Annotated in this window: 8 protein-coding genes; 2 read left to right on the top strand and 6 right to left on the bottom strand. The window is 70.5% G+C overall.

Annotated elements, in window-relative coordinates:
• The coding region (locus CRP55_RS45440) for an IS30 family transposase (protein ID WP_143235394.1) at positions 1–287 on the top strand (287 nt) is incomplete at its 5' end.
• 176 nt (positions 288–463) lie between these two features.
• Here CRP55_RS45440 and CRP55_RS45435 read toward each other — a convergent pair.
• Positions 464–1,255: an ROK family protein gene (locus CRP55_RS45435; protein ID WP_245923771.1), complete on the bottom strand. Its 792-nt coding sequence runs from the start codon at positions 1,253–1,255 to the stop codon at positions 464–466.
• A gap of 406 nt (positions 1,256–1,661) precedes the next feature.
• On the opposite strand from CRP55_RS45435, the gene CRP55_RS45425 reads away from it, so the two are divergent.
• Positions 1,662–2,312: a response regulator gene (locus CRP55_RS45425; RefSeq protein ID WP_097328312.1), complete on the top strand. Its 651-nt coding sequence runs from the start codon at positions 1,662–1,664 to the stop codon at positions 2,310–2,312.
• A gap of 10 nt (positions 2,313–2,322) precedes the next feature.
• On the opposite strand, the gene CRP55_RS45420 is transcribed toward CRP55_RS45425, so the two are convergent.
• Genes CRP55_RS45420 through CRP55_RS45400 form a run of 5 tightly spaced genes read right to left on the bottom strand, consistent with a single transcriptional unit; the run spans position 2,323 to position 12,176 of the window.
• Positions 2,323–3,126: an SAM-dependent methyltransferase gene (locus CRP55_RS45420; protein WP_097328311.1), complete on the bottom strand. Its 804-nt coding sequence runs from the start codon at positions 3,124–3,126 to the stop codon at positions 2,323–2,325.
• A 48-nt stretch (positions 3,127–3,174) separates the two neighbouring features.
• Complete coding sequence (locus CRP55_RS45415; RefSeq protein ID WP_245923770.1) at positions 3,175–4,548, bottom strand: FUSC family protein; 1,374 nt, start codon at positions 4,546–4,548, stop codon at positions 3,175–3,177.
• Between the two features lie 52 nt (positions 4,549–4,600).
• On the bottom strand, positions 4,601–5,527 hold the full coding sequence (gene bla, locus CRP55_RS45410; RefSeq protein ID WP_179855630.1) for a class A beta-lactamase: 927 nt from the start codon (positions 5,525–5,527) through the stop codon (positions 4,601–4,603).
• Between the two features lie 31 nt (positions 5,528–5,558).
• On the bottom strand, positions 5,559–6,005 hold the full coding sequence (locus CRP55_RS45405; protein WP_097328310.1) for an SUKH-3 domain-containing protein: 447 nt from the start codon (positions 6,003–6,005) through the stop codon (positions 5,559–5,561).
• Between the two features lie 3 nt (positions 6,006–6,008).
• On the bottom strand, positions 6,009–12,176 hold the full coding sequence (locus tag CRP55_RS45400) for an RHS repeat-associated core domain-containing protein (RefSeq protein WP_143235392.1): 6,168 nt from the start codon (positions 12,174–12,176) through the stop codon (positions 6,009–6,011).
• Positions 12,177–12,185 lie beyond the last annotated feature (9 nt).

Genomic DNA, 12,185 nt, shown 5'->3' with positions numbered 1-12,185 from the left:
GGTCTCTGACCTGGGACCAGGGCCGGGAAATGGCGTTACACCACCAATTCAGCACCGCTTCCGGCATGCCAGTCTATTTCTGCGATCCTCACTCGCCCTGGCAACGCGGCTCGAACGAGAACACCAACGGCTTGCTACGTCAATACTTTCCTAAAGGCACTGACCTCAGCTCACACAGCCCGCAGCACCTCGCCGCGGTGGCTGTCGAACTCAACGGCAGACCCCGCAAAACCCTTGGCTGGGACACCCCGGCTGAACGCCTCGCTACACTCCTGACCAGTAAATAAACCAGGAGTGTTGCAACCACTCCTAGAATCCGCCCTTTCATCAAGGGTGCATATGCTACTCATGTCTTTGAAATACGTTCACCGATTTACATGGATCCGCCGCTCAGCAGGACGTCACCTGTGACAATGCGCGAAAACGCCGGCACCTCGCCGAGCGCACTTTCAGTCGAAATTGATCAGCGCATGCCGGGAGTATGGCCGGGGGCGATCGACGCCTGGACGACCAGGGCGGCGGCGCCGATGCCGGCGGCGTTTCGGGGCTGGGCGGACAGCTCGACCTGCACCTCGTGGCGGCTGCGGGCGTGAGCGGTGCGGGCCAGGTGGGATCGAAGGCGGCGGGCGTAGATGGAGCCGGCCACCGCCACGCCGGGGCCGGTCAGGACGATGCGGCCCAGGTCGAGCAGGTTCACCATCGACGTCACGGCCACGCTCAGGTAGCCGGCGGCGTCCTCGATCACCCCGAAGGCGTCCGGGTCGCCGCTGACCGCGGCTCGGGCCAAGGTGTCGTACGCCGAGGAGACGCTGCCGTCCAGGCGGAGGCGGGCCGCCAGGGCCGGGTGGGCGCGGGCCGTGTCGACGCTGGCGGTCATCGAGGCGTACCTCTCCACGCAGCCCTGGTTTCCGCACGGGCACGGCCTGCCGTCGTACGCAATGGAAAGGTGTCCCAGCTCTCCCGCGTCGAAGCTGGCGCCGCGGAACAAAGCGCCACCGAAGACCATGCCGGCGCCGATCCCCGTGGAAAGGTAGACGCAGCCGAACGACTGCTCGCGGGAGACCCGGCGGCTCCAGAACTCGCCCAGGGCGGCCGCCGCCGCGTCGTTCTCGACCAGCACCGGCAGCTTGAGCAGCTCGGACAGCTGGTCGCCGATCGTGCCCCACTCGGTGTACGGGCCGGCGGTCGGCGCCACCACGGCCAGCCCCTCCACCCGGTGGCGCGGCAGGTCGAGGCCCCACGCAGCACCAACCACTGGCCACACCCCCGACGCTTCGCCCGTGTCCGCTGTATCCCGGACCACTCGCCCGCGGCTGCACACGTCCCGGACCGCTCCCCCGCGGCAACCCTCATCCCGCATGACTAGCGCGCAACAGCCCGCGCCCCGGACGCCGCCTCCGGGGGCGAGGCGTCCGGGGGCGGGGGCAGCCATGAGCGAAACGACCGCGGGCGGGGCAGCCGCGAGCGGGACGACCGCGGGCCAGGCGACCGCAAGCGGGACAGCCGCGGGCCAGGCGACCGAGGGCCAGGCGACCGCAAGCGGGACAGCCGCGGGCCAGGCGACCGAGGGCCAGGCGACCGCAAGCGGGACAGCCGCGGGCCGGGCGACCGAGGGGGCGGCCGCGGGCGGACAGGCCACAAGCGGGGCGGTCGTGCGGGTCATGCTTGTCGACGATCAGCCGCTGCTGCGCGAAAGCCTTGCCGTGATCATCGACAAGGAGCCGGATCTGGCCGTGGTCGCCCAGGCCGCCGACGGGGCCGATGCCGTGATGCGGGCCCGCGCCGTGCGGCCGGACGTCGTCCTCATGGACGTGCGCATGCCTCGGCTCGACGGGCTCGAGGCGACCCGGCGGATCTGCGCCGACCCGGTGCTCGACCGCACCCGGGTGGTGGTGCTGAGCATGTTCGAGCTTGACGAGTACGTGCACGAGGCGCTTCGCGCCGGGGCCTCGGGTTTCCTGCTGAAGGATGCGCATCCCGAGGATCTGCTCGCCGCGATTCGCCGTACACACCGGGGTGAGTCTTTATTCGCCCCGGCGATTCTGACCCGCCTGGTCGCCCACTACCTCGACGCGCCCCGGCCCGGGCGGGTGGGGCGGCTGCGCGCACTGACCACCCGTGAGGTCGATGTGCTGGCTTTGATCGGCGGCGGCCGGTCCAACGACGAGATCGCCGAGGCCCTGGTGATCTCGGTCAAGACCGTGAAGACCCACATCACCCACCTGCTGGCCAAGCTGGCCGCCCGCGACCGCGCCCAACTGGTGATCGCCGCCTACGACGCGGGCCTCGTCCGCCCCGCCCAGCGCCCCTGAGCGCGCGCGATCACTTGCGGGCGACGGCGCCGTAGACGGAGACCTGCGCGTCGGACGGCGCGGGCTCGGTCGGGTCGCCCAGGTCGGGGCGCCATGCCGGCACGACCTGGAGGCCCGGGTCGACCATCTCCAGGCCGGTGAAGAAGCGTTCGATCTCCGGCTTGGAGCGGACCCGCATGGTGACGCCCTGACGGCGGTAGATCTCGGCCACCTGGGCCCACGCCTCCGGGCGGAAGTCGCCGGTCAGGTGGGACAGCGCCAGGTAGCTGCCCGGCGGCAGCGCGGCCAGAAGCCTTTCCACGATCTTGCCCGGCTCGTCCTCGTCGCCGATGAAGTGCAGGATCGCTATCAGCAGCAGGCCGACCGGGCGGTTCAGGTCGAGGGCGCCCTGCGATGCCGCCGCCTCGAGGATCGCGTCGACGTCGCGCAGGTCGGCGTCGACGTAGTCGGTGCGGCCGCGGGGGTCGCCGGTCAGCAGGGCGCGGGCGTGGGCCAGCACGATCGGGTCGTTGTCGACGTAGACGATCCGCGACCGCGGGTTGATCGCCTGGGCGACGTGGTGCACGTTCGGGGCGCTGGGTATGCCCGTACCGATGTCCAGGAATTGGTCCATGCCCTGCTCGGCCAGGAACCGGACCGCCCGGCGCAGGAACAACCTGTTTTCCCGTGGCGGGATGCGGCTGTCGGGGTTGGCCTCGAGGCCCCGGTGCGCCGCCTCGCGATCGGCCGCGAAGTTGTCCTTGCCGCCGAGAAGGTAGTCGTAGACCCGCGCCGGGTGCGGGCGGTCGGTGTGCAGCTCGTCGTGCTCGGCCATGCGTGACGCCCCCTGCGGCTCGAGGAGGGTCGATCATCGCATATCGATCTAACGGTCGTCGGCCTTCGGGGTCACCGCTTTCTCCCAGAAGCTGCGGACGACGGGCACCACCTCCGAGACCGCCGGGATGCCCGGGCCCTTCTCCCGTTCGCCGACGGTGAGGGCCGGGGCCGAGCGTTCCAGCGACCCGGCCATCCGGTCGATGTCGGTGATGATCGAGCCGGCGAGGACCAGCACCCCGGTGTCGTCGATGCGGGTGCGCACCTTGTGCAGCGTCTGCCGGCGGGCCTCCCGCAGGCCGTCGAGCAGGTCCTCGAGTTCGCCGGCGTCCTGGGTGGTGTCGGCGCCCGGGTCGGTCTCCAGGGTGGCGTGCGCGGCGAACGCCTCCGAGGCGGCGGTGAGCAGGGGGCCGATGTCGTCCGGGACGCCGGGGCAGTGTGGTGCCGCGGCGGCGTCGAACATCGAGCGGGCCACCGAGTTCACCTGCTGCACCCCGTGCTCGAGCACGCGGAACGTGTGGTGCACCGGCGCGACCTCGGTCAGCGGCGTGGTCAGCGACCAGCGGGCCTGCCGGTCCAGGTCTTCGACGGCGTCGACCGCCTCGCCGAGGGTCTCGCCTAGTTCGCGGGAGCGGGCCAGCCACTGCGCGGCCTGGTCCCGGCCGTATCCGCGGGCGGCGCCGGTCCCGAGGTCGCCGAGCAGGCGGGCGATCTCGGTGGACAGGTGGGCCAGTTTGCTGTGGGCCCGTTCCAGCGGTGTCATGCCGCCGACCAGCGGCGACAGGATGGCGCCGACCACGATGCCCAGCGCGGTCGCGCCGACCCGCTCCCAGACGTGGGTCTCGGCGGCGGCGCTGCCGGCGACCAGCACGCCCAGCGAGGTGGCGGGCACGGTGACCGAGCCGTCGCCCAGGCGCAGCACCCGGCCCACGATGAGGCCACAGCCGGCGATCACCGCGATCGACACCGGGCTCGGCCCGAACACTCCCCACACCCCGACCGCGCCGCCGACGCCGGCCAGGGTGCCGATCAGGCGTTTCGTCCCGTCCCGGACCGAGGCGTGCGAGCTGAGGTGCACCGACAGGATCGCGGAGATCGACGCGGTGACCGCGCCGACCAGGTGCAGGGTCGAGGCCAGTGACCAGGCGATGCCGGCGGCGATGGCCGCGACCAGGATGGAACGGGCGGTGGCCGGGTCGATCCGGTCGTACCATCGCCGCGCCACCCGGAGCACGCCCTCGGGCACGTGCGGCTCCACGCGCACGAGCAGGTCGCGGCCGGCGGCCTCGACGACCGGCTTGACCTTGCGGCGCAACACCACCACGGCCAGCGCGCAGAGCATCAGGCTCGCGGCGACGATCGCGATCGGGGACTCGGGCAACGCTGCGGCTTCCTTCTTGACGAGCGGTTGATCCGGTCGCAAAAAGTATCCTCAACTGCGCGGGTAAATGTACCGAATGTTGCAATTGTGACGGTCACCGCAGCTCGGCCACGACCGCCTTGGCCGCCTCGGCGATCAGGGCGTCGTCCGAGGCCGCGTCCCGCACACCGCGATCCGACTGAACGGCGATGACCAGCGGGCTCCCGGTGGGCGGCCAGACGACCGCGATGTCGTTGCGGGTGCCGTAGCCACCGCCGCCGGTCTTGTCACCCACCGTCCAGCCCGCGGGAACTCCGGCCCGGATGTACGGGCCACCGGTCGTGTTGCCGCGCAGCAGGGCGGCCAGCTTCTGGCGGCGAGGCGGGGGCAGGTCGTCGCCGAGCACCAGCCGGCGCAGGTCGGTGCCGAGCGCCCGCGGTGTGCTCGTGTCCCGCTGGTCGCCGGGCGTGGCCTCGTTCAGCGACGGTTCGGTGCGGCTGACGTACGTCACGCGGTCGTTGATCTTCCGCAGTTCCCGTTGCAGCCCGGCCGGGCCACCCACCTCGCGGAGCAGCAGATTGGCGGCGGTGTTGTCGCTGTGGCGCACGGCCGCGTCGATCAGGGCCTCGACCGTCATCCCGGTGGCCACATGGCGAGAGGTGACCGGCGCCCATTCCAGCAGATTCGCTTGGGTGTACGTCACCACGCGCCCCAGATCGGCATCGGTGAGGTCTCGGAGCAGCACCGCGGCCAGCAGGGCCTTGAACGTCGAGGCGTGGGCGAAACGCTCGTCGGCCCGGTGGGCGAGCGTGCGCCCGTTTCCCGTGTCGACCGCGTACACCCCCAATCGGGCCTTGAATCGGCGCTCGAGCTCACCGAACCGCGGGGTCTCGGTGACCGCCGGCGGCGACGACCGCGGACTGGCCGGGACGGGCGGGCTCGGCGGGGTGTCGGCCGGTTTCGCGCCGCAGCCGGTCAGCAGCGCACCGGCGAGCAGAAGCGAGGAGGCCGCGATGGCGGAACGAGTCACGCGCTCGATCATGCCGAGCGCGATCCACCCCGCGGCCTCCAGCTCATTCGTTCGGGGACAACTGCCGGGGCATGGTGCCCTGGCAGAGGGCGATCAGCCCGGCGTCGGCCGGGCCGTCGAAGACGGCGAGCCAGTCGATGACCAGGTAGAGCGTCCCCTCCTCGTCGATGCCGAGGAAGAAGCGTCCGTGGTCGAGCTCGCCCAGCGGGTAGAGGGACCGGCCGAGGAACTCGCTCCAGTCCCGGAACCGGCCCTCCTCACCCTCGCACAGTTCGGGATCCAGCTCGAACGGCTCCTTCGCCGCCGTACGGCCGAAGCCGTGCACGTCCACGGCCAGGCCGCCGAACTCGGCCAGGAACGCGCTCGCCGCCGGATGCATGTCGATGCCGTCGATGGCATCCCGCCAGGGCGTGGTGTCGACCCGCCGGCCGGGAAACCAGCCGGCCTTGCGCAGAGCGCGGTCGACACCACGCGGGAACCTGTCAGCCAAACCTCAGATCCTCCAGTTCCACCACCGCCACGGGTACGCCCAGCGCAGCCCGAAGAAGAATGACAGGAACTTGCAGCTGCCGCAGGGCGGGACCTGCCGTGCGTGCTTCGGATGCGTCGCCCGGTTGCGGATCGTCACCGCGTGGGCCGACGCGCCGCGCGGGCTCTGCTTCTCGTTCAGCGACCTGGTCAGGCAGACCGTCAGACCGCACTTGCCGTGTCCCTTGCCGCGCAGCGGCTTGGGCACCAGCTTCAGGATGAACCGCACCTTCCAGTGCAGCCACGGCGGCGTGCCGACCTTGCTGGTGGAGGCGTAGATCGCGCCGGACCGCGTCTTGATCGCCTCGGCGACGCCCGGCCGTTGCGCGTCCGGCCGGATCGGCGCGGCGTTGTCCGCCTCGCGTTTCGCCGCCTTGGCCACGTCGTCGGCCTCGGCCGCGAACTTCTTGGTGACGTCCTTGGCGGCGCCGACGCCCCGCGCGGCCGTCTTGGCCTGGCGGACGCCGGGGATCATGCTGGCGATGCCGACCGCGCAGCCGAGCTTGTCGCCACCCCCACAGCTCTTGGCCGTGTCGATGGCGCCGGCGACCGCGGCCACCGCGCCGGCCGCCGCCGCGACCACCTGGGCCGGTGGCGGCAGCACCGCGGCCACCATCGCGACCGTGCCGGCCACCGAGGCGATCGTGCCCGCGTTGTTGACCACCGCCTTGGCCGCCTGGGTCACCCCGCTGGCGACCGAGCTGGCCGCCTTCTGGATGCCGTTCTTCAGCGAGCCCCAGAACAGGCCGTCCGGGTCGGAGAAGGTGGTCGGGTTGTTGTTGGCGTACGCGTACGGATGCAGGCGCTGCGGATCGAACTCGTCCACTTCGGGGTCGACCGAGATGAACGCGCCGTTCCTCGGGTCGTAGAACCGGGCGCCGAGCATGACCAGCCCGGTCGGGTCCTGGACGCCGCCGACGAAACCGCGCTGACCGGACGGCCACTGCACCGGCGCCGGCGAGCGCGAGTTGCCGTACGGGTCGTTGTACCGCACCGTGGAGACCCGGGTGACCGAGTTGATCGCCCAGCTCGCCGAGTCCTGCTGGTCGGCGCCCAGCCAGATGATGTCGCCCTTTTTGCTGGTGCTGTCGGTGCGGGAGGCGATCGTGTCGCCGCCGTGCTCGTAGTAGCGGGTCGCGGCCGTGCCCGACGTGGGCGTGGTCGTGTACTCGTGGCCGTAGACGAAGATGCTGGCCCCGGCCCCGCCGGCGTCGATGCGGGCGATCCGGTTGCCGTCGACGTCGTACACCATCGTGGTGTCGCCCTCGGGGCCGCTGATCTTGGTCAGCTTGTCGTGGGCGCTCCAGGTGTACGTCTCGGTCCGGTCACCGATCTTGCGGGACTCGAGGTCGCCACGGGCGTTGTACTTGTAGGTGTCGACCTGGTCGCCGGTGGTGACGGTCTTCAGCGCGTGCGACGCCTTGTCGTAGTCGTACCGGGCGGTCTTGCCGGTGACGTGGTCGGTCGCGGTGGTCCGCGATCCGTGCTCGTCGAACGTCCACGACTTCGAGTACGGCGCCTTGCCCCCGGCCGCCGGCGTGCCGCACGTGGCGGACGCCTGCGACCACGCCTGAGTCAGCCGCCGCAGGTGGTCGTACGTGAAGCACTGGACGTCCTCCTCGCCGGCCCGCGGGTTGTTGTCCTCGTCGACCGGCCGGTTGGCCATCGACAGCACGTTGCCGGCGTCGTCGTACGTGTACTTCAGCGCCGCCACGTTCGGGACGGTCCCGTCACGGTCGAACCAGAACTCCGAGAGGCGCCGGGTGGCGTCGTCGTAGACGTAGCTCTGGTAGGCCTGCGGCTTGTCACCGACCGGCGTGCCGAGCCAGCGGTTCAGGACCTCGCCGTACGGCGACCAGGTGGTCCGGTCGACGTAGGTGCGCACGGTGCCCGAGGGCGACGACGTGCCGGCCAGCTTGACCACGTTGCCCAGGTCGTCGTAGGTGCGGGTGATGCCCTCCCGCTCCATCGGGCCGACCTTGGGCAGGCTGCTGCGCCACAGCAGGCCGTTGGGCGTGTAGGTGTTCGTGGAGACGTAGGTGCCGGCCAGGGCGGTCAGCCCCGGCATGGCCGGGATCACCGACTCCTCGTCGACGATCTGGTAGGCGTCGTTGTACTCGAAGACCTCGCGGCTGAACGAGTAGCCGTTGACGATCGAGGTCGACTTCGTCGGATGGCCCTTGGCCACGGTGTCGTACGTCCAGGTGGCCGCCTTGACCCCGTTGAAGAAGCGCTCCTTCTGCCGGCCGAGGTCGTCGTAGGTGGTGGAGACGACGTCACCCTTGGCGTCGGTCGACTTCACCACGTCGTCGGCGTTGTTGTACTCGACGGTAGTGGTGCCCTTGTCCGGGTCGGTCGTCCTGACCTCGCGGCCCCGCAGGTCGTACTCGTACTTCCAGGTCAGGCCGCCCTTGACGACGGTGGCCAGGTCACCGCGCGGGTTGTACGTGTACTTGGTGGCGTCGTAGTCGCCGCTGGTCGTCCGGCCGTGGAACTCCCGTTTCTCGATGAGGTCGCCGTCGGCGTTCTCGATGGAGATGGTGGCGGTGCCGCCGGTCGGCGGGGTCACCGCGGTCTGCCAGCCGGCCGAGCTGCCGCCGTACGACGTCGTGGTCGCCCACTTCTTGACGTTGTACGACCAGAGCGCCTCCTCGACTTCCTGGCCCAGCCGGTCGTAGGTGGTCACCATCCGGTTGCGGTCCTCGCCCGGGGTGATCTCGAGCCGGTCGGTGCCGGGCTTGCCGAGCACGTAGTTCTGGTCGGACTCGTACTCGGTCTGGCCGCGGTCGTTGTAGCCGGTGCCGCTGACGATCCGGGCGTCCTTGCCGTCCTTGGTCTTCTGCGCGTCCTCCTGCGTCTGCACCGTGCGGTACATCGAGTCGAACAGGCCGATCTCGGTGACGTAGTTGCCGTTCGGGCCGAGCCGCTTCGTGGTCACCGCGAGCGGGCCGTTGTTGCGGATCAGGTAGCTGAACTCCATGTTCGGCGTGGCCGAGGCCTTGGCCCGGCCGGGCAGCCAGACCTTGGTGAGCCGGCCCTGCGCGTCACGCTCGAGGTCGGTGCGCTTCTTGTTGGCGTCCAGGATCGACGTGGGCTCGGCCCAGGCCGGGTCCTGGTCGGTGATGGTCTCGTGGCCGAGCTGGTTGACCGTCCTGGTCTGTGTCACCGGGCCGGGACCGGCCGGCGTGTAGCTGGTGGTGGTCGCCTTGCCCAGCGAGTCGGTCTCGCTGACCTGCCGGCCCAGGCTGTCGAAGGCGGTGCGACCGGTGGTGGTGTAGACGGCCGCGCCGCCGGTCCACGAGTTCAGCTTGTCGACCCGGGTGACCTGCCCCTTGGTGGGCGCGCTGCCGTGGGTCTCGGACTTGTCGTAGAAGTTCTTGACGTCCGAGACGATGTCGGCCGGCCGGGAGACGCTCTCCGAGCAGGCCTTGGCCACCTTCTCCTCGCGGGAGAGCAGCCCGCGCAGCCACGGGTCGTCGTTGGACACGTAGGTGAAGCGGGTGCAGGTCTCGTCCCCGCTCTTGCCGGTCTCGCCGAGGTCCGAGGTCGACTCGATGTTGCCCTCGCCGTCGAACTCCGAGCGCGACTCGGTCTGCCGCCACACGCCCGGCGCCAGCAGCTTGCGGCTGCGCTGGGTCGAGGGAGCGATGCGGTACGCCTTGTCGCTGCCGCCGGTGCGGCTGCGGACCGCGGTCTGCTTGACCCAGTACGCCGTGGTCTGCGCCTCGACGACGGTGGTGCCGTCGAGCGTCGCCTCCTCCAGCGTGGATCCGGCCAGCGCCGGGTGGTCGGCGTAGCTGTTGCCGGCCTCGTCGGTGACCTGGACGTTGCGGGTCTTGTCGTCCGGCAGCGGCTGGTCGTCGAGGCCGCGGTAGAAGCGCTTGCGCGTGGTCAGCACCTTGCCGGTGTCGGTCTGCCCGACCCGGGTGACGATCTGCGAATATCCGCGCCACTGCCCGTACGTGCGGTGCTTCTTCTTGGTGAACTCGCTGTCGTCCCAGGCCCACAGCACGTTGGTGCCGCTGCCCTCGGTCGAGTACGAGTAGCGGGTGAGGATCGGCGGCTGGTCGGCCGTCCGGTCGCTCTGGGTCACCTCCTTGACCACGTACTTGCGGAACCAGTCGCGGGTCGGGTCGAAGTAGCCGTCCGGTGTCCAGTAGACCGGGTAGCAGAGCCGGGTGTTGGTGGCCGGGTCGGGCAGGTCACCGGCGTCGCAGTCGGGCTCGGAGTAGGTGACGTGGATGTCCGAGCCGGACTCGGTGCGGATGTTGTCGATCCGCCAGCGGGAGAACAGCTGGGCGCCGGCGATCGCGTTGACCTGGTTGGTCAGCTCGACGCCGGTGAAGACGACCGGCGGGTCGGTGACCGTGCCGCCGTCGTGCCCGGCGTGGGTGATCTGCTTGAGCCACAGCGAGGCCGAGGTGGCCGACTTCGGCTCCTTGAACTCCTGGTCCAGGGTCCACGACTCGACCGGGTTGAAGGCGCTGCCACTGCGGATCTGCGTGGTGATCTTGGTGAGCCGCTTGACCGAGAAGAAGACCGGGGCCAGCTTGTCGGTGCAGGGCTCGGCGGTGCACTCCTTGTCCCACGGCACGTCCGGCCAGTTCGCCTTGACCGGCTTGTCGTCCTTGTAGCACTCGTCGGCGAAGCACCGGTCGGCCGTGCTGAAGACGACCCGGGCGGTGGCCGCCACGTCCGGATAGGCGGTGTTCAGGCCGTACTCGATGCGCTCGAGGTTGCCGCCCCGGTCGAAGGAGACCCGGTTGTTCTTGTCGCCGGCCGCGCCGTAGTGCCCGGTCTCCTTCTTGTAGTAGTACCGCGTCATGTTGCCGTTGACGTCGATCTCCTTGTCCAGCAGCCAGCGCCAGGCCTGGTTGCAGGAGGAGTCCTTGAACGCGTCGGCGCGGCAGCTCTCGCCCTCGTGGTTGCCGAAGACGGGCACGGTCCACCGCGAGTTCGACGAGGCGACCTCGCCGGCGAAGAAATGCCGGGTGCCGTCCGGCGTGGTGACGACCCAGCGTTCGGTGGTCGCGTCGCTCTTGGTGGCGGGCGCGCCCTCGTACTGGACCTTCCAGTTGCCGTCCTGCGCCGGCCGCCAGGCGCCGGTGTCGTCGTCCTTGACCAGCGTGGTGTTGGTGCCGCCGAGCGAGACCGTGATGTTCGGCGACTTGCCCTTCCAGCACTGGTCGGCCGTCTTCTTGTCCTTGTTGTTGGCCTCCTTGTCGTCGACCTTGTCGCGGTCGTCGACGCAGGCGGCGTAGGACCGCTCGACGAAGCCGGGCGAGTAGTCCCAGCCGTCGCCGGCCCAGGACGCCTGGTTGTTGGCACCGGCCGTGCGCCCGTCGACCATCTGCGACGCGTAGTTCAGCGCGATCTGCGGCGTCGGGCCCGGCGCGGGCGGCACGTCGATGTCGTTGGCGTAGCTGAACCCGCCGGAGGAGTCACCGGCCGTCCACGAGCCGGAGGCCTGAAGGTCGCTCGCCTTGTAGTCGCCCTCCCCCGACTCGGTGTCGGCGGCCAGGGTGATCACCGTGGCGGCCGAGCCGGACAGCGTCAGCGGGGCCGACAGACTGTTGCCGTCGCGGACGTTCTCGATCGGCGCCGGGTCCTGACACTGCGGCAGCTCCGGCGTCGTGGCCGCGCAGGCCGGCAGTTGCGCCAGCTTGACCCGGCTCGCCCAGTTACCGCCGTACATCCCGGAGAAACTGTCGTAGTCGACGGTCGTCTCCACGTCACCGGCGCTGTCGGCCTCGACCGCGATGACCGGGCCGCTGAGGCCGAGCTTGGCCGAGTGCTCCTCGGGCAGGGCCGAGACCCGTACCTTGGCCGGCGCCTTCTTGGCCTTCACCGGCCGGACCGTGACCGGGATCGACCCGGCCCGGCCCGCGACGGCCCCGCTGGTCAGGGTCATCTCGACCAGGCCGGCGGCCGGGAAGCCGCCCTTGGCCGGTCCGGTCCAGGCGCCGCCGTCGGCGGGCAGCGGCGACGGATCGACCTTGACGGTGCCGAACTTCTTGGCGGCCACCGGCTGCGCGTCGCGCTCGCCGTTCAGTTCCTCGGCCACCCAGTGGTAGGTCAGGGCCGACGTCAGCATCAGCGCCGCCGTGCCCAGGGCAAAGTGCTTTCGTTTCATGGGGGTTGG

Origin of the sequence: Paractinoplanes atraurantiacus (genome assembly GCF_900215205.1) — a bacterium.
GTDB classification, from domain to species: domain Bacteria; phylum Actinomycetota; class Actinomycetes; order Mycobacteriales; family Micromonosporaceae; genus Actinoplanes; species Actinoplanes atraurantiacus.
The sequence above is the reverse complement of the archived record's forward strand: the minus strand, read 5'-3'. Positions and strand labels throughout refer to the sequence as shown.